Annotated in this window: 19 protein-coding genes and 1 pseudogene; 18 read left to right on the top strand and 2 right to left on the bottom strand. The window is 59.0% G+C overall.

Features of this window, described 5'->3' with window-relative positions; all coding sequences use genetic code 11:
- Positions 1-28 precede the first annotated feature (28 nt).
- The 4 genes from ACIGJB_RS30010 to ACIGJB_RS30025 all read left to right on the top strand — a co-directional run bounded on the left by ACIGJB_RS30010 (position 29) and on the right by ACIGJB_RS30025 (position 4,507).
- Positions 29-826: an IclR family transcriptional regulator gene (locus tag ACIGJB_RS30010; protein ID WP_483735055.1), complete on the top strand. Its 798-nt coding sequence runs from the start codon at positions 29-31 to the stop codon at positions 824-826.
- Between the two features lie 83 nt (positions 827-909).
- Positions 910-1,833, top strand: coding sequence for a 3,5-dioxohexanoate:acetyl-CoA acetone transferase (gene kce / locus ACIGJB_RS30015; protein WP_483735056.1), 924 nt, complete (start codon positions 910-912; stop codon positions 1,831-1,833).
- A 66-nt stretch (positions 1,834-1,899) separates the two neighbouring features.
- Positions 1,900-3,243, top strand: a complete 1,344-nt coding sequence (locus ACIGJB_RS30020; RefSeq protein WP_483735057.1) for an MFS transporter — start codon at positions 1,900-1,902, stop codon at positions 3,241-3,243.
- A 169-nt stretch (positions 3,244-3,412) separates the two neighbouring features.
- Positions 3,413-4,507 carry a porin gene (locus ACIGJB_RS30025; protein ID WP_483735058.1) on the top strand — a complete coding sequence of 365 codons (1,095 nt, stop codon included), beginning with the start codon at positions 3,413-3,415 and terminating at the stop codon, positions 4,505-4,507.
- Between the two features lie 484 nt (positions 4,508-4,991).
- On the opposite strand, the pseudogene ACIGJB_RS30030 reads toward ACIGJB_RS30025, so the two are convergent.
- A pseudogene (locus ACIGJB_RS30030) lies at positions 4,992-5,331 on the bottom strand (winged helix-turn-helix transcriptional regulator).
- Between the two features lie 324 nt (positions 5,332-5,655).
- Between ACIGJB_RS30030 and ACIGJB_RS30035 the strand changes: the two are divergent.
- From ACIGJB_RS30035 to ACIGJB_RS30080, 10 genes are all read left to right on the top strand, one after another.
- Positions 5,656-6,639: a Bug family tripartite tricarboxylate transporter substrate binding protein gene (locus tag ACIGJB_RS30035; RefSeq protein ID WP_483735059.1), complete on the top strand. Its 984-nt coding sequence runs from the start codon at positions 5,656-5,658 to the stop codon at positions 6,637-6,639.
- Between the two features lie 38 nt (positions 6,640-6,677).
- Positions 6,678-7,457 (top strand): citryl-CoA lyase, encoded by a 780-nt coding sequence (locus tag ACIGJB_RS30040; protein ID WP_483735179.1) that lies wholly within the window; start codon positions 6,678-6,680, stop codon positions 7,455-7,457.
- Entirely contained in the window at positions 7,454-8,617 is a 1,164-nt protein-coding gene (locus ACIGJB_RS30045) for a CaiB/BaiF CoA transferase family protein (RefSeq protein WP_483735060.1), read from the top strand. The genes ACIGJB_RS30040 and ACIGJB_RS30045 overlap by 4 nt, the downstream gene beginning before the upstream one ends.
- A complete protein-coding gene (locus tag ACIGJB_RS30050; protein ID WP_483735061.1) occupies positions 8,614-9,612 on the top strand; it encodes an NAD(P)H-dependent flavin oxidoreductase in 999 nt (332 codons plus the stop codon). The genes ACIGJB_RS30045 and ACIGJB_RS30050 overlap by 4 nt, the downstream gene beginning before the upstream one ends.
- Positions 9,612-10,367, top strand: a complete 756-nt coding sequence (locus ACIGJB_RS30055; RefSeq protein WP_483735180.1) for an enoyl-CoA hydratase/isomerase family protein — start codon at positions 9,612-9,614, stop codon at positions 10,365-10,367. Before ACIGJB_RS30050 ends, ACIGJB_RS30055 begins: the two co-directional genes overlap by 1 nt.
- A 62-nt stretch (positions 10,368-10,429) precedes the next feature.
- Positions 10,430-11,386 (top strand): D-2-hydroxyacid dehydrogenase family protein, encoded by a 957-nt coding sequence (locus ACIGJB_RS30060; RefSeq protein WP_483735062.1) that lies wholly within the window; start codon positions 10,430-10,432, stop codon positions 11,384-11,386.
- A gap of 124 nt (positions 11,387-11,510) precedes the next feature.
- On the top strand, positions 11,511-12,197 hold the full coding sequence (locus ACIGJB_RS30065; protein WP_483735063.1) for a 3-oxoacid CoA-transferase subunit A: 687 nt from the start codon (positions 11,511-11,513) through the stop codon (positions 12,195-12,197).
- Between the two features lie 9 nt (positions 12,198-12,206).
- Positions 12,207-12,905 (top strand): 3-oxoacid CoA-transferase subunit B, encoded by a 699-nt coding sequence (locus ACIGJB_RS30070; RefSeq protein ID WP_483735064.1) that lies wholly within the window; start codon positions 12,207-12,209, stop codon positions 12,903-12,905.
- Positions 12,902-13,879, top strand: a complete 978-nt coding sequence (locus tag ACIGJB_RS30075; protein WP_483735065.1) for a Bug family tripartite tricarboxylate transporter substrate binding protein — start codon at positions 12,902-12,904, stop codon at positions 13,877-13,879. Before ACIGJB_RS30070 ends, ACIGJB_RS30075 begins: the two co-directional genes overlap by 4 nt.
- A 7-nt stretch (positions 13,880-13,886) precedes the next feature.
- Positions 13,887-15,059 (top strand): thiolase family protein, encoded by a 1,173-nt coding sequence (locus tag ACIGJB_RS30080; protein WP_483735066.1) that lies wholly within the window; start codon positions 13,887-13,889, stop codon positions 15,057-15,059.
- On the opposite strand, the gene ACIGJB_RS30085 is transcribed toward ACIGJB_RS30080, so the two are convergent.
- The gene (locus tag ACIGJB_RS30085; protein ID WP_483735067.1) at positions 15,040-15,960 is read right to left on the bottom strand and encodes a LysR family transcriptional regulator; all 921 of its coding nucleotides are present in this window, start codon (positions 15,958-15,960) and stop codon (positions 15,040-15,042) included. The genes ACIGJB_RS30080 and ACIGJB_RS30085 overlap by 20 nt on opposite strands.
- 129 nt (positions 15,961-16,089) lie before the next feature.
- Here ACIGJB_RS30085 and ACIGJB_RS30090 point away from each other — a divergent pair, with 129 nt between their 5' ends.
- Genes ACIGJB_RS30090 through ACIGJB_RS30105 form a run of 4 tightly spaced genes read left to right on the top strand, consistent with a single transcriptional unit; the run spans position 16,090 to position 19,194 of the window.
- Entirely contained in the window at positions 16,090-17,298 is a 1,209-nt protein-coding gene (locus ACIGJB_RS30090) for an acetyl-CoA C-acetyltransferase (protein ID WP_483735068.1), read from the top strand.
- On the top strand, positions 17,295-18,056 hold the full coding sequence (locus ACIGJB_RS30095) for an SDR family oxidoreductase (protein WP_483735069.1): 762 nt from the start codon (positions 17,295-17,297) through the stop codon (positions 18,054-18,056). Before ACIGJB_RS30090 ends, ACIGJB_RS30095 begins: the two co-directional genes overlap by 4 nt.
- An 11-nt stretch (positions 18,057-18,067) precedes the next feature.
- Positions 18,068-18,871, top strand: a complete 804-nt coding sequence (locus ACIGJB_RS30100) for an enoyl-CoA hydratase/isomerase family protein (protein ID WP_483735070.1) — start codon at positions 18,068-18,070, stop codon at positions 18,869-18,871.
- 35 nt (positions 18,872-18,906) lie between these two features.
- On the top strand, positions 18,907-19,194 hold the full coding sequence (locus ACIGJB_RS30105; RefSeq protein WP_483735071.1) for a DUF1330 domain-containing protein: 288 nt from the start codon (positions 18,907-18,909) through the stop codon (positions 19,192-19,194).
- The last annotated feature ends 1 nt before the right edge of the window (position 19,195 follow it).

A 19,195-nucleotide genomic window follows, 5' to 3' on the forward strand; every position in this document is an offset into this window, starting at 1 on the left:
GGCGGCAGCTAGCCATAGAGAGTGACGGATGAAAGATAATCAAACGAGCGCAGGGGGCGTGCAGGCCGTTTTGTTCGCCCTGCAAATATTGGAATACTTGGCTGCAAACAAGGAAGCCGTTCGGATAACGGACTTGGCCAAGCACTTCGGAACGAACAAGAATCGGATATTTCGACATCTGCGAACGCTGGTCCAACTAGGTTACATTGTTCAGGATGGCGAATCCGAACGCTATCGAGCAGGCACGCGGCTAATTGCCCTCGGTCACGCAGTCAGCGAAAACTTTGACCTGACACGTATGGCGTCGGGTCCTATGCGGGTACTGCGCGACAAGCTGAGCCACTCGGTCGTGTTGTCGCTTGCCGGCCCGGACGGTGCGCATGTCATCTCCGTTATGACCGGAACCTCGCCGGTCGAAATCATCGTCAAACCGGGCTCTGTCCTCGGGTTCCACTGGTCTGCACAAGGCAAAGTGACGCTTGCCTATGCATCCAACGAGGTACAGGAACGTGTGCTCTCGGGCATGCTCGAGCCGCACACACAGCATACGATCGTCAATCCGCAAGAGCTTCAGAAGGAACTTGCCACCATCCGCGCGCGAGGTTGGGCCGTGGCGCCCAACCAGGCTGCTATCGGGCTGAATACGCTGGCGGCACCCATCCTCGATGCGTCCGGTGTTCTGATCGGTGCAATCGCCATCGTAGACCTGGTGCAAGCGATCGCACCCGAGCCTTCCGAGCGCCAACTCTCGGGAGTATTAGAGGCGGCACGGGTCGTTTCCGAGGCGATCGGCTACAAGGGTCATAGCGCAGCGAAAGCGGCATAGCGAACCGGATCCTCAAAACTCTGAGCAAATATCCCATCACGGCTGAAGAACCGTGGGGAAGTCGCTCGCCTAAGGAAGCTGTCATGGGTAAGGTAATCATCACTTGTGCAATCACGGGCGCCATTCATACCCCGTCTATGTCTCCCTATTTGCCGGTAACTCCGGACGAGATTGCCAAGGCTGCGATTGGGGCAGCAGAGGCAGGGGCTGCAATCGTTCACTTGCATGCCCGCAATCCTGTGGACGGGCGGCCAAGCCAGGCACCCGACCTCTATGCGGAGTTTCTGCCCCTTATTAAGGCTGAATCCGACATCGTAATTAACCTCACCACTGGCGGATCGCCGGTCATGAGCCTGGAAGACCGGCTGGCACCAGCCCTGCGATTTGCGCCGGAACTGGCATCGCTAAATATGGGTTCAATGAACTTCGGACTGTTCGAGATGCTCGGCCGATTCAAGGAATTCCGGCATGACTGGGAGCGGCCGTATCTCGCAAACAGCGACGACCTAATTTTCAAGAATACGTTCCGCGATATCGCATACGTACTGGAGTCGTGCGCAGCGCTAGGGACGCGATTCGAGATCGAATGTTACGACGTCGGCCACCTGTACACTGCGGCCCACTTTGTTGACCGCGGGCTGTTGAAGGGCCCGATCTTTATCCAGACGGTCTTCGGTATCCGCGGCGGTATCGGTGCTCATCCTGATGATGTCATGCATATGAAGCGAACAGCGGATCGACTGTTCGGCGATGACTACGTGTGGTCCATCTTGGGAGCGGGACGAAGTCAGATCCCACTTGCAACAATGGCTGCATCGATGGGAGGCAACGTACGCGTGGGGCTCGAGGATTCGTTATGGGATGGGCCGGGCAAGCTGGCGGAAAGCAATGCAGACCAGGTCATTCGAATTCGCACACTTTTGGAATCTCTGTCGCTGGAGATTGCGAGCCCGGCGGAGGCCCGTGAAATTTTGAAACTTAAAGGCGCGCAAGCGGTGAGCTTCTAGCGGCAGAAAGCCCGGCCAAGACAACACAGATCCCGGAATAGTCCGAAACAGTTCGGAGGAGGCAACATGAAACTACTAACTCGCTCGTCGTTTTCCAACGACTTTGAGCACAAAACCTACAACCAGATCTCGCGCAGACTGCTACCGTTCCTTCTGCTGCTGTACATTATCTCATTCCTGGACCGAGTCAATGTTGGCTTCGCAAAGCTGCAGATGGGTGCAGAAATAGGTCTGAGTGACGCTGCCTTTGGATTAGGCGCTGGAATATTTTTCATCGGCTATGCATTTTTCGAAATCCCTAGCAATCTAATGCTGCAGCGATTTGGCGCGAAATTCTGGATAGCGCGGATTCTCGTCGTATGGGGCATCATTTCAACGGCTATGTGCCTGGTGACGTCCCCCACGTCATTTCTCATCCTGCGTTTCCTTCTGGGTATCGCTGAAGCAGGCTTCTACCCCGGCGTCATCCTCTACCTGACGTACTGGTATCCTCAGCGTCTGCGCTCACAGGTTTGCAGCATCTTCTTCCTTGGCGTTCCCTTGTCCGGTCTGATAGGCGGCCCGTTGTCTGGTTGGATTATGCACTCCATGCACGGGGTGTGGGGACACTCGGGCTGGCAATGGATGTTTGTGCTCGAGGGCGCCCCTGCCATACTGGCAGGCATCGTCACCTATTTCTATCTCGACAACGGACCTCGACAGGCGCAATGGTTGTCTGCAGAGCAGCGCGATCTGGTTGCAACCGCTCTCGAAAAAGAAGCGGCGATGCAACGCAGCGCCGGACACGGTCACAGGTTCTTGGATGCGATCCGCAGCGCTAACGTATGGCGGTTGTCGCTTGCCAACTTCGCACTTCTGTCCAGCATCTATGGTGTGTCTTTCTGGATGCCGCAGATTGTCAAGGACATGGGGGTGACCAATATGATCTCCAATGGCCTCTTGACGGCACTGCCGTTTGGCATTGCGTCCGTTGCCATGGTTCTGGTCGGCCAACACTCGGATAAAACGGGCGAGCGACGCTGGCACATGATCTGGTGCACCTTGACCGCGGCCTTGGGCATGGTGATCACGGGCGCTAATGCTGCAAGCCCCATGTTTGCCATTCTCGGCCTTTCCCTTGCAGCTGCTGGCGCCCTCGCGGGCATCGCCGTCATGTGGGCGCTACCGGGCGCTATTCTCACCGGCGCAGCTGCCGCGGCAGGCATCGCGCTGATGGCGACAATCGGAAATCTAGGCGGCTATCTCGCGCCATACATGATGGGACTCGTAAAACAAGCGACTGGGCACCTTGAGTTCGGGCTGTACGCCATGGGAGTGTCGCTCGCGATTGGTGCCCTTATCATCTTCTTTCTCCCAAAGAGCGCTACGACAACGCTGAGTTCGTCAAGCATACGAAATTCCGTAGCCTGATTCTGAGCTGGGGCCCTTGTTCAAGGTCCCATCACCGCGGTTATTTTTCCCTTTCGCATATTGAGGCTCGCTTCCATCAGTCTGATGGAGGCAGGGCCTCACACAACCAGCGAAAAGGACATTGCCCGAGATACATACAAAAAAAATACCTTTAATTACGGAGGAGAAGATGAAATTCAGGGAGGCGATTGCGGCTGTAACCTTTGCCGCACCGATGGCGGCTTCAGCGCAATCGGCAGTGACTTTATATGGCGTGGTGGATACAGGTATTGAGTATGTCTCCAACGTTGGGGCTGCAAAAGACAGTTTGTTTCGCATACCCAATCTCACTGGCACAGTTCCCTCTCGTTGGGGTCTGCGCGGAACTGAGGATCTGGGCAATGGCACGAAGGCATTCTTTTGGCTTGAGTCCGGATTCGCGCCAGATAGCGGAGTGAATAACCAGGGCGGCAGGCTCTTCGGTCGCCAGGCATCAGTGGGGCTCTCGGGGAAGTGGGGGCAAATTGGACTGGGACGCCAATACACCATGCTCTTTTGGGGGATGGCCGAGCCCGACATGCTCGGACCTAACGTATATGGTTCTGGCTCGCTCGATCCTTACCTGGCCAATGCGCGGACAGACAATTCCGTCTCGTACAAGGGAACGGTCGGGGGCTTGACGCTTGGGGCGACATACAGCTTCGGGCGTGACACCGTCAATGCTGGCCCCAGCCCCGCCGGGTCAAACTGCGCCGGAGAGAATCCTGCAGACAGGCGTGCGTGCAGAGAGTGGTCGGCGCTGTTGATGTATAGCACCCAAAAGTGGCAAATTGCGGCCGCCTACGACTCGCTGCGCGGTGGCCCCGGCGCGTTTGGCGGCCTTACAAGTAGCGGATTGACGGATGACCGGCTCTTGCTGAACGGGTATTTCATGGTCGAAAAGGCGAAGATCGGACTTGGCTGGCTGCGGCGTGACAACAAGGGAAGTCCTACGCCGCGTAGCGACATGTATTTCGCAGGAGTCTCATATCCCGTGACAGCGGCATTCAGCGTGGATGCCGAAGTATTCAACCTTCGTTATCACAATAGCGCGAACAAGGCTTGGTTGTACGCGGCACGCGGCACTTATGCATTTTCCAAGCGCACGTCCCTGTACGCGACCGCTGGCTTTATCGATAACGGCGGAACTCTCGCACAATCGGTCAGTGCAGGGCAGGTTGGGTCCAACCCCGCGCCTGGTGGCAATCAGCTCGGGGCGATGCTTGGCATCAAACACATCTTCTAGGGAGATATGGCGCTATGTCGGAGTTCGTCGCGGCGCCTGTTCTGTAGCGGGGGTAGGGTATGCGAATACTAAGGAAGTTCGGACTATTGCGGATGCGTTCGTATTCGCAATTGCGCCGAAGTGTGACGGCGAAGACTCGGATCGAGACGATGGCTAGAAGGCGCCACCTATGTCATGAGCGTTCGAACGAGGGCGTCGAAGACCTTTTAATCGTTGGGGGCTGCTGGAGCGCCCATGTGATGACATCTGCGGAGCATCGGGACTACTGCAAAGGGGGGCTTTCCGTCGCCTTTATCCTCATTCCTTTAGCTATCGCGGAGCTTGCGTTCTTCTGGTGGATGTAGCTGGACCTGCGCACTGTTTCTTCATTTGGCCGTAAGAGCGGTCCCTGCCAGTGACGTGCGTGGTCGGCCGGGCAGCTGTCTTCTGGTTTGCACCCACACCAAAACCTCGTTAGCCAACCTGCCTTTTTGCCCGCCTGCACCTAGAAGAGATTGGCTTCGATCCAGTCTGCCAGTTTGGCCACTTGCACCGTGGTTTCCTCGCCCAATGGCGTAAGGTCGTATTCCACCCGCGGGGGGACCTCGGGATAGGAAGTGGGAAGTGCGAAGCACGAACCCGTCCTCCTCGAGGCGCTGGAGCGTTTGCGCCAGCATCTTCTCACTCACCCCCGTCGCCTTCCGGCGCAGTTCTCTAAAACGTAACGTACCGTCGCGCAGTGCGATCAGGCACAGCACACCCCAAAGGCTGGTGACGTCCCTGAACACCTCCCGTGACGGGCAATCTACGGTGAACAGTTCTCCACGCTTGACCTTTGCGGACAAAGACGTGGCCTTTGTCTTCCCGGGCCTGACAGGGCGGGGTTCGACTCAGGTTGCCTTCCGAAGGACGTATAGTGCAGCCGCGACTCGCTTGAAACGCGATTGAGGCCGTGCACATGCGGCAGGGGAGTGCCGATCCAAGGGCTTTCGAGGAAGCAAGCGTGTATCTCTGCCGCTACACCGCAGACCTCATAAGGTACTCGCTCTCCGCGGTCAGCGTTCGCTGATTGAAAGCACTGCTTCAAATCATCGAAATTGCCTCTCACTGCTCAGGCGGGCAGACTCCTATAAAGGCGCCGCAAGTGCGTCGACTCTAGGAGACACTCAATGAAAACGCACCCGTGGCTCAGGCTACTCCGCCTGTTGTTGGCCGCTTCTGTCTTGCTCATGACGCAGGCCTACGGCCAGGAACCCTATCCGGCTAGACCGGTCACCCTGCTCGTTCAGCAGTCCCCGGGCTCCACGGGAGATCTGATCGCGCGCGCGCTTGCGGATGCATTGGCGAGGCGTTGGGGGCGAGCGGTCGTGGTCGAAAATAAGCCGGGGGCCAATGGAGTGATTGCCACGTCGCAAGTCGCCCGCTCACAACCGGATGGCTACACCCTTCTGGTGTCGGGATCCACGCCTCTTGCATTCAACCCGCACCTCTACCCCACCGTTCCGTATGACTTGCGTAGAGACTTCACCTACATCACGCCGATCATGGAAGCGCAGTTCGTGCTGCTTGCTAGTCGAAAAAGCGGTCTGACTTCCTACGCCGATTTCATCGACACAGCACGAAGGAGGCCGGGGGAGTTGACGTACGGGAGTGGCGGTATGGGGAACTCCACGCATCTTGTCATGGAGATGCTGGCTTCGGCTTCGAAAATTCAGTTGCGCCACATTCCGTTCAATGGGGTGGGGCCGGCCATGCTGAGCACGATCTCCGGGGAGACCAGCCTGATGGTCAGTGTCCTCTCCAGTGCGCTGAACCAGATCGCCTCCGGAAAGGTGACTCCGCTTGCGGTGTCCGGTACAGCGCGTGCACCTCAGATGCCCAATGTTCCGACGTTCGACGAATTGGGTATCCAGGGCCCACCAACACCTGGATGGCTGGTGCTGATTGGGCCGGCGGGCATCGATCCAAAGTTAGTGGCGAGCATAAACCGTGACGTGCGAGAGTCCCTGCAGGACAGCGCGCTGCTGGCCAAGTTGCGGGACTATCAGGCTAGGCCGATCTTCGGGGAGCCATCGGTAGGAGCGGAGCGTTTTCTACTCGAATACCGAGAGTGGGGGGAGTTCATCAGGACACGAGGTATCAAGGCGCAATGAAACCGGTAACAGGAGAGGAGCCCAACGTGCATGCTGAGATGCATCCGATTTCGACAAAGCTAGGCTACAGCACTCCCGACAGCGTAGTCGTGAGGGGCCTGGATCTTCCCGAAGAAATCCTGGGAAATGTGAGCCTGGGTGACATGGCATGGTTGGTGCTCATGGGCCGCTTGCCTTCACCGCAAGAATCAAGGCTCTTCAATGCCAGTGTCGTCACCTTGATCGAGCACGGCATCACTCCTAGCGCGTTGGCTGCAAGGCTCACGTACACCGGCGCTCCCGAATCCATACAAGCAGCGGTCGCGGCGGGGCTAAGCGGGCTGGGGACGGTTTTTGTCGGCAGCATGGAAGGAGCAGCGAAGATGCTCGAAGACGCGCTGATCGGCCACTCCTCACGAGACAGCGTCGAATTGCAGAGCATTGCTGAAGAGGTGATTACACGGTTCCGTGCTGAACGCAAGACCATCCCAGGCATCGGTCATCCCGTGCACAAACCTGTCGATCCTCGTGCCACGCGGCTATTCGAAATCGCAAGAGAGTGTGGAAAAGATGGCCAGTACGTGCAATTGATGCAGCTCATCCATAAAGAGGCCGAGCGCCAATCGGGGAAGAATCTTCCCATCAATGCAACCGGCGCGATAGGCGCCATCTGCTGTGAACTGGGCATTCCGTGCCGCATCGTCCGTGGCATTGGCGTAATGGCCCGCTCGATTGGATTGGTGGGGCACATATTAGAAGAGATGACGAACCCGATCGGCATGGAAATCTGGGCGCGAGCGGACCGGGAAGCATTGACGAACGTCGAAGGTGAGCAATGAACGAGTCACTGGAAGGTCTTCGTGTTATCGATTTCACACAAATTGCCGCAGGGCCGACCTGTACGATGATGCTCGCCGACCGCGGCGCCGACGTCATCAAGGTCGAGCCGCCGTCGGGCGAACTGGGGCGTCAACTAGGGCCGCCGTGGATTAAGGGGCACAGCGTTATCCAGTTGGCTCTGAACAGAAACAAGCGTGGCATCGTTCTCGATCTGAAAGACGCCGCGGACGTTGAATTTGCGCAAACCTTGATAGCTGACGCAGACATCGTTGTGGAGAGCTTCCGCCCGGGAGTTATGGAGCGCCTTGGCCTGGGCTATCCCACGCTGAAGACGCGGCATCCAGGCTTAATCTATTGCAGCATTTCCGCGTATGGGCAGGCCGGTGCGGATCGGGAGAGGCCTGGCGTAGATGGCGCGATCCAGGCCGTCTCAGGACTCATGAGCACGACGGGATTTGCTGATGGTCCGCCGATTAAGATGCAAGCTCCGGTCATCGACATGGTGACCGGCTTTTTTGCCACCATGGCGATCCTTGACGCATTGCTGCTGCGGTCGCAGGGCGCATCGGGAAAGTGGCTTGACGTCAGCATGTATTCCTGTGCGATGCAGTTACAACAAACGGCACTCGCGTCGTATCTCACATCGGGGGATTTACCGGAACGCACAGGCAATGCAGCACCCTATTCGGCGCCCAACGAGGCCTATGAAACCGCCGACGGCTGGTTGCTGGTGGCGGCATATCACCCGGATCGCTGGAGATCGTTCTGCGCTTGTCTGAATATGCCCCACTTGGTAGACGACCATCGGTTTGCCACGTCCCCGCTGCGGGTGGCCAATCGGCATGAGCTAACCATGTTGATCGCCCCGATGCTGAAGCGAAGGACGACGCAACAGTGGGTAGAGAAATTGTCGTCAGTGGACATCATCTGCTCGCCTGTTCTGGACTACCAGGCAGTGACACATTCCGAGCAATTCAAGCGGGCGGGGCTCTCTGCTCAGGTGATGCAGCCGGGAATCGGCGAGGTGAACGTAGTGCCGCCCATGACGTTCGGACCCATTGGTGGCCCAATGTCGTCAGGGCTGAGACCGGCTCCAGGCCTAGGGGAGCATACCGACGAGATTCGCGCTCCCTATGCGAAGCGGAGCGCCAAACGATGAGGGATCAGATCTTTCGCACGTGCGTCACGGAGCTATTCGGCATTCGGCATCCGATCCTTTGCGGAGGATTACAGTGGCTGGCGGACGCCCGGTATGTCGCCGCAGTCGTCAATGCCGGCGGCATGGGCTTTATCACATGCCTCTCTTTTCCGGACGAGCCAGAGCGCTTCCGCCGCGAAATTCAGAAATGCAGGGAGCTGACCGGAGGACGGCCCTTCGGCGTCAGCATCTCGTTGCCGAGACGGCCCAATGTCAAGGAATTCCTTGAACCATTCGTCAATATCGTGGTGCAGGAGCGTATCCGGTTCATCGAAACCTCGGGGAACAATCCGGCATGGCTATTGCCACGCCTGAAGGCCGCTGGTTGTATCGTCATTCACAAGGTGCCGGCGGTGCGCTATGCAATGACCGCCGCGCGCGAAGAGGTCGATGCAGTCACAGTAATCAGTGGCGAGGCTGGTGGCCACACCGGCCAGTACATGGTCGGCCAGATCGTACAAGCGCCTTTGGCTGCCGACGCCCTTCGTAAGCCGCTGGTGGTGGGGGGAGGGATGGGCGACGGCCGACATCTGGTGGCGGCGCTGAGCCTGGGTGCCGATGGCATCATCCTCGGGTCGCGGATGGTGGTGGCGGAAGAGATCTGGGCGCACCGCGCCTATAAAGAACACATTGTTCGACTGTCGGAGTCCGGCTCGCGCGTGGTCATGGGCTCGTTCGGCAAGCAGCATCGGGTGCTGGACAATGAGGCAGCACGCAAAGTTTCTGCCCTTGAGTCGAGCGGTGTGGCCGATTTCGAGCAGTACCGAGAATTGGTCGCGGGGGCAATCGTTCGCAATGCCTATGTGGACGGCGATTGGTCGCAAGGGATGATCGATATGGGACCGGCCGCGGCGTTCGCAGACGAAATCAAGCCCGTAGAGGCAATCTTCGACGAGATTATCGACGAAGCAAATGCGTCCATGCAACGCATGCAGCAATTGCGGAGCCCCGCGTGATGCAAGAGATCCGGATCAGCCACGAGGATGACATTGCGACCGTGGAACTCTGTCGCGAGGGACGACGCAACGCCTTTACGGGGACGATGCGCGAGATGCTGGCGAGTGCACTCGAACATCTTGTCGAGGACGATTGCACGCGGGCGATCATTTTGACGGGCGCCGCGGGCCACTTCAGCGGCGGCGGCGACCTGAGCGAACTGGCGCGGGCCTCCCAGACGGACGTGCAGGCACTGCTCCGGAACGCCCATCGTTGTGTTAGGGCAATCAAGCGCTCGCGCAAGCCGGTGGTGGCGGCTGCGGAAGGCTACGCGGTGGGGGGGGCGGCGGGCTTGGCGCTCGCCTGCGATGCGCTCGTGATGGCCGAGAGCGCCAGCTTGCTGTTCCCCTTCGTGAAGCTCGGCCTGGTGCCAGACTGGGGATCGCTGTATCTGCTGCGCGCCAAAGTTGGGACGGGCGTTGCTAGTCGGGTGTTGTTGGGTGGTGAGAAGCTGAACGCTGCACGGGCCCTGCAACTTGGTGTGGCCGACGCTATCGTGGGGGACGGCAACGCGCTGATGGAGGCGAAGCGGCTCGTTCAGCAGTGGCTTCGATTACCACCCGAGGCCTGGTCGATCACCAAAGCGATGTTGGCCAAGCCGTACGGCTCGCTAAGTGAAGCGCTTGACGACGAGTGCGAGCGGCAACTCGAAAGGGTGGCGTCAATAGAGTTCCGGGCAGCGCTGAATGCGGCGCTGGCACGCGCACCGTCATGATTCAGCCAAGTACTATGTCAAATACAGCCGACCGTCTAAAGTGCGCCGTTCTGGACGACAACTTGTACGCCGCAGCCACTTGCGCCGACTGGTCTCTCGTTCAAGACCGGATCGACGTTACCTTTTTTCACGAGCGCCTGGAAGGCGTAGAGCACCCCGTTCATGCGCTGCGGGACTACCACATCGTGGTGCTAATGCGAGAGCGTACCGCCTTCGGCCGGGAAGTGATTGAGCAGCTCCAGCATCTTAGGTTAATCGTGACTGCAGGGCATCGAAATGGAGCTCTCGCAGTGGACGCAGCGAGAGTGCGCCGTATCCCAGTTCTCGGAACACCGATCCTGGAGACACCGGCGGTGGAGCTGACCTGGGCGTTGCTGCTTGCACTGGCGCGCAATGTGCCACGGGAAGTTGACGCATTCCGAAATGCAGTTGGATGGCAGTGTGCAATAGGCGTCGACTTGTCCGGTGCCACGCTAGGCCTGATTGGGCTGGGGCGCTTGGGCGCGCGTATCAGTGCTATCGCGCGCGCCTTCGGCATGCCTGTCATCGCGTGGAGTCAAAACCTTCGCGAAGAACGATGTGTCGAGCTCGGGGTGGAGCGCTGCGGGAGCCTCATGGAGTTGATGCACAGATCCGACTTCGTGTCGATCCACAGCGTACTGTCGGAGCGGACGCTGGGGCTCGTAGGTCGGGAGGAGATCGCCGCCATGAAACCCAGCGCGTTTCTGATCAATACATCGCGCGCACCGATTGTCGATGAAGCTGCATTGATTACCGCTCTTGCGGCAGGCAGGATAGCCGGCGCGGGCCTCGATGTGTTTCACCAGGAACCACTGCCGCCTGATCATCCGTATCGCTCCCTACGCAATGTTATTGCGACTCCGCACCTAGGATACGTGACACGTAACACGTATGAGTTGATCTACCGCTCAGTGGTGGAGGACCTGCTCGCATGGCTCGACGGCAAGCTTTTGCGAGAAATCGGCGAAGAGCACCCGGCTCGCGCACTCGGCGGCTAGCGCTGCGGCCCGCCAGGTAGGCTGTTCAAGCTAGACGAAAGCGACGCTTCGATATTTCGAAATTGTGTGATCTGGGCTCGTTCGGCAAGATTGATTCCATCACAACGCAACAGAGCGCAAATCCATGATCAACAAAGTTTTCGCAGACGCGTCCGCCGCGTTGCATGACGTACCGAACGGCGCCGTGATCGGCATTGGCGGCTTTGGCGGAGCGGGGGTTCCCGAGGACCTGATCAATGCGCTCATCGCGCGCGCGCCGACCAACCTCACGATCGTTACCAACAATGCGGGCTCGGGGGAAATTGGCATCGCCGCGCTTCTGAAGGCAGGGCTTGTGCGTAAGATCGTTTGCACGTATCCGCGTATGCCCGGGTCGAACGTGTTCGACGATCTTTACCGGAGCGGAAAGATCGAACTGGAGTTGACGCCGCAGGGAAATCTTGCTGAACGTTTGCGTGCGGCAGGCGCAGGCATCGGGGGGTTTTTCACCCGCACCGGCTTCGGGACGCTGCTGGCCGAAGGAAAGGAAACGCGGATGATCGACGGACGAGGCTATGTCCTCGAGGCGCCGATCCGCCTTGACTATGCCCTAGTTCGCGCCGAGCGCGGCGACCGCTGGGGCAACTTGGCATTCCGTAAGACGGCGCGCAACTTCGGCCCGGTTATGGCCACAGCGGCAAGCTGCACCGTCGCTTCGGTCGGGTACGTGTCTGAGCTGGGCGACCTTGATCCTGAAGGCGTGGTCACCCCTGGGATCTTTGTACACCGCGTCGTGCCCCGTTTCCCAATCGGTTTGACCGTCAACGTCTGAGTAAGCATCATGAACCTGGAAACAAGACTAAAGCTTGCGGCGCGCGCCGCCCGAGATATCCCGGAAGGGACCTACGTTAATCTTGGCGTTGGCCTGCCAACCCTCGTCGCGGACTACATCCCTGCGGAACGCGAAGTCTTTCTGCACAGCGAAAACGGCGTGTTGGGCCGCTGGGTCAAGGCCACCGGATCGGACGTGGATTGGGATCTCGTAGACGCGGGAAAATCGCCGATCCGGTTACTTCCCGGTGGCGCGCTGTTCGACCACGCTCAATCATTTGGGATGATGCGCGGTGGGCACATCGACATCTGCGTACTTGGCGCTTACCAGGTGTCAGAGAAGGGCGACCTCGCGAACTGGCATACCGGGGATCCATCTGCCGTACCCGCCGTAGGCGGCGCCATGGACCTCGCTGCGGGGGCAAAGCAGATTTTTGTATTGATGGCGCATACCGGTAAGGGGGGTGCCCATAAGATCCTTGAGGAGTGTAGTTATCCCGTCACCGGCCTTGCCTGCGTGTCCAGAATTTACACCGACATGGCGGTGATCGAGGTGCGTGAGTCTGGGCTACATGTCGTGGAGATGGCGGAGGGCGTAACGAAAGCTGCATTGCAGGCGGCTACTGGCGCAGCGCTCTCATTCGATCCCGACTGCGAGCCCGCACTTGACCTCTCGAACTCATACGTCCCACTGTGGCCGCAGACATGATGAAAAAGATCCTTCAATCCATTCTTGTCGTTTTCGCCTTGGCGTTCGGTTCGGCGTCTGCTGCGCCAGCCTTTCCGAGCAAGGTCGTAAAGATCGTCGTACCGTATCCACCGGGAGGTCCGTTCGACACGCTGCTGCGTGCGCTCGCTCATGATCTGTCGGAGAAATGGAAGCAGCCGGTGATCATTGAAAACAGGCCTGGCGCGAACGAGAGCGTCGGCGCCAACGTGGTTGCCAAGTCCCCGGCGGATGGCTACACATTGCTGGCGAGTTCGGAATCGGGAATCATGATGAACGCATTCCTGTTCAGTAAGCTTCCCTACAACCCCAGATCGGATTTTGCGCCGGTGGTACGTTTGGTTCAGGTGCCGATGGTATTGGTGACACCGGCTGACTTTCCCGCTACCACGCTGAAGGAGTTTATCGCCGAAGTTCGCCGAAGGAGCCCGAACTCGGTGAACTATGGCTCATCCGGTGTCGGCGGTGCCACGCACCTGCCACTGGCAATGTTGGCGAAGGATAACGGCCTCGCCATGGCGCATGTACCTTACAAGGGAGCGGCGCCATTGCTGCAAGCAATGATGGGCGGAGAAGTTCAACTGGCGGCCGTGGCCGCATCTGTGGCGGAGCAATACATCACCAGTGGTCGCCTCAAAGGGCTGGCCGTCTCTGCCGCCGCGCGACTGCCATCGTTGCCGCAGGTCCCGACTTTCGCGGAAACCGGAATCAAGGACGTGCAGGCGGAGTTCATGGTCGGGCTTGCCGCTCCTGCGGGAACACCGAACGACATCATTGAGAAGATTGCCTTGGACGTTAGGGGTGTGATGTCGCGCCCGGATTTTAGAGTCAAATACCTGGCACCATTTGCCTTCACGCCCATTGCATCTACCCCTGCGGAATTCCGGGACTGGCTGGAAAGAAGCCGTCCCATTCAAGCCGAACGGGTCAAGATTTCTGGCGCACAGCTTAATTGAGAAAAGCATGAGAAATGTTGTGATTGCAGGCGTCGGTATGACGCCGTTTGGAAAGTTCATACACCGAAATCTCAAATCACTGTGCGAGGAGGCGGTGCAACTAGCCCTGGCGGACGCCAATGTGAAGCCGGAAGAGGTACAGCGTGTCTTCTTTGGGAATGCCGCGGCCGGCGTCGTGACCGGGCAGGAAATGATCCGTGCTCAATCGTCGCTTCGCAACACGGGACTCGCGGGCAAGCCGATGTACAACGTCGAGAACGCGTGCGCCTCCAGCAGTACGGCGCTGAATCTGGCGTGGCTGGCAGTGGCATCTGGGCAATGCGAAACCGCTCTCGTAGTGGGGGCCGAGAAGCTCTCGCATGAGGATAAGGCGGTGTCCTTTGGTGCGTTTGCCAAGGGAGTCGATCTGGAAGAGCCGTTGCCGCCAGAACTGGGGTCGGGCAGCGGCACCTTGTTTATGGACATCTACGCGGCGAAGACCCGTAAGTGGATGGCCAAGACAGGCGCGGAGCCCACTGACTTTGCTCGTGTGTGCGTCAAGAGTCGGCGCGCAGGCTCCTTGAATCCCACGGCCCAGTTTCGCAAAGAGACGTCAGTAGAGGAGGTGCTGGCTAGCCGTATGGTGAGCGATCCGCTGACGCTATTCATGTGCTCGTCGATCGGAGACGGCGCCGCAGCGATCCTGGTTTGCTCGGAGCAGTATGCGCGCAGGGTCGGAGCGCGACCGGTATTTATCCGGGCCAGCTCGATTGTCTCGGCAACGGGACAGGAGGGGGCGGAACTTGTTGCTGTGCGTGCCGCTCGCGAAGCCTACGAGCAAGCCGGCATCGGTCCCGAAGAGATCCATGTCGCCGAACTACACGACGCGTCGGCGCCGGCCGAACTGATTCACTATGAAAATCTCGGCTTCTGTTCGCCAGGCGCTGCACCGGAACTGATCCGCTCCGGCGCTACCGACATCGGTGGTCGCATCAGCGTCAACCCTAGCGGTGGACTGCTGAGTCGAGGACATCCTGTAGGCGCTACAGGTGCTGCACAGATTGTAGAACTGACGCATCAGTTGCGAGGACAGGCCGGGGCACGGCAGAGGCCAGGGGCCAAAGTCGCCTTGGCCGAGAACAACGGAGGGCAGATGGGAGGAGACTCCGCCGTCGCCCTCGTTACGATTCTATCGCTTTGACTTGCGAGTCGAAGTGCTCGCGCAGCGCTTCGACAAACTCCGTCGCATAGCGGGGTAGTCCCTGGAAGTCCCGTGCGACGATAAAAAACTCTCGCCGCGCCCAGAGGTCGAGCAGTTCGCAGACCCCAAGACGCTCCGCGAATTCAGGCCGGCTCACGGTGGTGACAGGAACAATCGCAATACCAATGCCGCTCTGCACCATCCTGCAGACGTTGTCATAGCTCGACACCTGAACGCGCACCGACAACGGCATGTGCAGCGCGCTAGCCTTCTGTAGCAAGAATTCGTGAATTGCGCTGCCTTCCGGTAGGCACACTTGTTCGTAATCCAGCACTTCCTTGAAGTACACCTGCTCATGCTCCAGGATAGGGTGACCCAGTGGAGCAATAACGACCGTGCGGCTCGACGTCAGCGGTAGCGTCTGCAGCTTATCCATCAAAACCATCCCGGAAACGATGCCGATATCGGCGGCACCCTCGCGAACTGCGCGCACGATGTCATCGCTGGTCCGTTCCCGCAATTCCATCTGCACGTCCGGATGGTCTAGCAAATAGGAACCCAGCACTGCTGGCAGGAATTCGGTAACGGCTGTTGTGTTTCCGAGCAGCCGCAGCTTTCCTTTGATGCCGGCACCAAAATCCTGCAGGGCGCTGGTGAGCAAATCGAGCTGCGCCAGCACGCGCCGGGCGTGTTCAAGGTAGACCTTGCCAGCTTCGGTGACTTGCAGACCTTGCGCGGAACGGATCAAGAGCTTCAACCCGAGGGTCTCCTCGAAGTTCTTCAATCGCTGGCTGGCGGCCGGTAGTGACAGGAATGTTCGTTCCGCACCGCGGGTAAGACTGCCCGACTCCACGATGTTGACGAAGAGCCGAAAGTCACTGATGTCGAAGTGAAAAGCCATGATAGTTCTTCTAGGTATGAAAGCGGTGCTTTCAAAAGTCGAAATTGCGAAGAGGGGGCCGCGTCAGCAGAATGGTGACAGGCCAAATGCACGGCTACAAAACTGTAAATTAAACCTTCGGATCAAGCAATGACCTCCTCTACCGCGTTTATCGTGGCCCCGGTGCGCACACCGATCGGAAAGTTCGGTGGCGCACTGGCCTCTGTCACAGCAGACCATCTCGCGGCCCATGTGATGACCGAAGTGGTCCGGCGCAGCGGGGTCGACCCGCAGTCGCTTGACGACGTCGTCGTGGCCCAGTCCTATTCTTCGAGCGAGGCCCCCTGCATTGGTCGCTATGCAGCCCTCTTGGCCGGTCTGCCTATTGAACTCGCCGGCTATACCGTGGACCGGAGGTGCGGTTCTGGCTTGCAGGCCGTGCTCGAGGCCGCCATGCAGGTCCAGACTGGCATTTCGGATGCAGTACTGGTCACTGGCGTAGAGAGCATGAGCAACATTGAGTTCTATACAACCGGTATGCGTTGGGGGCATCGAATGGGGGATGCAAAGCTCTACGACAGGCTGGATCGAGGTCGGGTTCGCTCTCAACCCGAGGAGCGTTTTGGGCCATTCTCGGGTGCGGCGCAAGGTATCGAAAGTCTGGTGGCTCAGTATGACATTTCACGCCAGGCAGCGGATGAGTATGCGGTGGCCAGCCACCGGCGAGCCGCCGCCGCATGGGCGGACGGCCGCTTTGCGGAGGAAGTGGTACCAGTCCCGGTAAAGCAGCGAAAGGGCGAAACTGTGCTCGTTTCGTTGGACGAAGGGATCCGCCATGACGCGAACCTCGAGCAGATGAGCAAGCTCAAGCCGATGCTGCCCGGAGGCACGATCACCGCCGGGAATGCGAGTCAGCAGAACGACGCTGCGGCCGGATGTCTGGTTGTTTCTGAGAAATATATGCGCACCCACGATTTGCAGCCCATCGCCCGTCTAGTCGGCTGGGCGGCAGCGGGATGTGATCCACTGCGCTTCGGCATCGGACCGGTTCCCGCTGTCGCGCGATTGTGCAACCGAGTGGGTCTGTCACTGGAGGACATGGACCTCATTGAGGTGAACGAGGCATTTGCCGCACAAGTGCTCGCCGTTCTGCGTGAGTGGAAGTTAGACGGTGACCCGCGCGTGAATGTGAACGGCTCTGGTATCTCGCTCGGGCATCCAATCGGAGCTACCGGAACTCGAATCATGACGACGCTTTTGCACGAGATGCGACGACGCAAGGCTCGGTACGGGTTGGAAACAATGTGCATTGGCGGCGGCCAGGGCTTGGCAGCAATTTTCGAAGGAGCGATGGCATGAGCGCCACGAATACGAATGAGGGACAGGTGGCCGTGGTGACAGGCGGGGCCAGGGGGATAGGCCTGGGCATCACCCGCGCGTTGCTCGGTGCTGGATACCGTGCTGCCATGTTTGACTTGAGCCTCGACGCATTGAATGAAGCGATGGCGGAGCTCGGGCATCCCGATAGCCTCATCGCATTGCAGGTAGACGTGACCAAGGCCGAAAGCGTACGAGCGGGCTTCGCTGCCGTCACCGATCGATGGAAGGCACCTGATGTCCTGGTGAACAACGCTGGGACCAGCCGGGACAAGCGGATCACCCGTATGACGGTCGAGGATTGGGACTTTGTCATCGACACCAATCTGAAGTCGCAGTTTCTGTGTGTTAAGGAAGCGATTCCCGGCATGCTTGCTCAGCGGCACGGACGGATCATCAACATCTCGTCGCGCGCGTGGCTCGGCGGTTTTGGGCAGGCCAACTATTCCGCAGCGAAGGGTGGGGTAGTTAGCTTCACACGCTCGCTGGCAATCGAGTTGGCCTCCGAAGGCGTCACGGCCAATGCCATTGCACCGGGGATCGTTGAGACGCCGCTACTCAACACCTATACCGACGAGGTGCGTGACCGGCTCCGGAGGAGCGTACCGGTGGGTCGAATCGGCCAGCCGCAAGACGTGGCGCATGCTGTCCTGATGTTCGCCGACCGCGGCGCGTCGTATATCACCGGCCAGACGCTGTACGTCTGTGGTGGCCGGTCATTGTCCAGTCCCAGTGTTTGAGGAGAAATAGTATGGCAATCGAAACGAGGCGCGACGGTCATGTTGTCACGATCACGCTGGACGCGCCGGAGTCCCTGAACGCATTGACAATCGAGGACTTGCTTCAACTTCGCCAGGTTCTGGTGCAGGCACAAGATGACGACGGCGTTCGCGCCATTGTCCTCACGGGCACGGGAAACAAGGCATTTTGTGCTGGGGCCAATCTCAAAGCCACCAACCCGCCGGCCCAGAGCTTCGCCAACGGCATGCTCAAGAGCCGCCGCAAGGAGGCGACACAATGTGGTTACACGCGCTTGGTCGACCTCAGCGACCTGGAGATCTGGAAGCCCATCGTCGGCGCAATCAACGGGTACTGCCTCGGCGGGGGGATGGAGCTGGCTTTGCAGTGCGACCTCCGCATTGCCAGCGAAAGCGCGTCATTCGCTTTACCAGAAGTGAAGGTGGCGAGCGTGCCAGCAGTTGGTGGAGTTCAGTACTTGCTCCGCGCGATTCCCGCGGCGCACGCGATGAAAATGGCGTTGACGGGGGACCGTATCGATGCGCAGGAGGCACTACGTATCGGCCTCGTCAGCGACGTGGTGCCGGCCGCGGAGTTACAGAACGCCGCCATGGCGCTGGCGGAACGGATCGCGGCGAATGGTCCGTTAGCCGTCCAGGTAGTGAAGAAATTGGCGCTCGAAACAGCGCACCTGGCGCCGCGTGACTTCGTCAGCTTGTCCAATCAGCAGTGGGGTCTGCTGCGGGATTCCCCAGACCGGCTGGAGGGACGGCAAGCTTTCGCCGAGAAGCGAAAGCCGCGCTACGTTGGCGGTTGACCGTAGGTAAAAATGATTCCAATCCGGAGACAACAATGGCCGCATACCTCATCGTTTCCACCAAGATACTTAAGTCCGAGGGCTGGGAGCCCTATCAGAGCCAAGTGGGTGACATTTTTGCCCGCTTTGGCGGAAAGTATTTGGTTAAGCGCTCGAATCCACATGTTCTCGAGGGGAAGTGCACCCCGGATCGCATCACGATCTTTGAATTCCCTTCAATGGACGCGATTCAGGCGATGTGGGATTCGCCGGAATACGAACAATTGCGCCCGCTGCGCGCCGGCCTCGGCGAACTTGACGTGATAGCCCTCGCGGGTATTTGAA

The organism is Cupriavidus sp. C2SS-8b, assembly GCF_057073745.1.

Coding starts and splice junctions, on each gene's coding strand:
- ACIGJB_RS30010 (WP_483735055.1), top strand. CDS start 29: ATGAAAGATAATCAAACGAGCGCAGGGGGCGTGCAGGCCGTTTTGTTC.
- kce (WP_483735056.1), top strand. CDS start 910: ATGGGTAAGGTAATCATCACTTGTGCAATCACGGGCGCCATTCATACC.
- ACIGJB_RS30020 (WP_483735057.1), top strand. CDS start 1,900: ATGAAACTACTAACTCGCTCGTCGTTTTCCAACGACTTTGAGCACAAA.
- ACIGJB_RS30025 (WP_483735058.1), top strand. CDS start 3,413: ATGAAATTCAGGGAGGCGATTGCGGCTGTAACCTTTGCCGCACCGATG.
- ACIGJB_RS30035 (WP_483735059.1), top strand. CDS start 5,656: ATGAAAACGCACCCGTGGCTCAGGCTACTCCGCCTGTTGTTGGCCGCT.
- ACIGJB_RS30040 (WP_483735179.1), top strand. CDS start 6,678: ATGCATCCGATTTCGACAAAGCTAGGCTACAGCACTCCCGACAGCGTA.
- ACIGJB_RS30045 (WP_483735060.1), top strand. CDS start 7,454: ATGAACGAGTCACTGGAAGGTCTTCGTGTTATCGATTTCACACAAATT.
- ACIGJB_RS30050 (WP_483735061.1), top strand. CDS start 8,614: ATGAGGGATCAGATCTTTCGCACGTGCGTCACGGAGCTATTCGGCATT.
- ACIGJB_RS30055 (WP_483735180.1), top strand. CDS start 9,612: ATGCAAGAGATCCGGATCAGCCACGAGGATGACATTGCGACCGTGGAA.
- ACIGJB_RS30065 (WP_483735063.1), top strand. CDS start 11,511: ATGATCAACAAAGTTTTCGCAGACGCGTCCGCCGCGTTGCATGACGTA.
- ACIGJB_RS30070 (WP_483735064.1), top strand. CDS start 12,207: ATGAACCTGGAAACAAGACTAAAGCTTGCGGCGCGCGCCGCCCGAGAT.
- ACIGJB_RS30075 (WP_483735065.1), top strand. CDS start 12,902: ATGATGAAAAAGATCCTTCAATCCATTCTTGTCGTTTTCGCCTTGGCG.
- ACIGJB_RS30080 (WP_483735066.1), top strand. CDS start 13,887: ATGAGAAATGTTGTGATTGCAGGCGTCGGTATGACGCCGTTTGGAAAG.
- ACIGJB_RS30085 (WP_483735067.1), bottom strand. CDS start 15,960: ATGGCTTTTCACTTCGACATCAGTGACTTTCGGCTCTTCGTCAACATC.
- ACIGJB_RS30090 (WP_483735068.1), top strand. CDS start 16,090: ATGACCTCCTCTACCGCGTTTATCGTGGCCCCGGTGCGCACACCGATC.
- ACIGJB_RS30095 (WP_483735069.1), top strand. CDS start 17,295: ATGAGCGCCACGAATACGAATGAGGGACAGGTGGCCGTGGTGACAGGC.
- ACIGJB_RS30100 (WP_483735070.1), top strand. CDS start 18,068: ATGGCAATCGAAACGAGGCGCGACGGTCATGTTGTCACGATCACGCTG.
- ACIGJB_RS30105 (WP_483735071.1), top strand. CDS start 18,907: ATGGCCGCATACCTCATCGTTTCCACCAAGATACTTAAGTCCGAGGGC.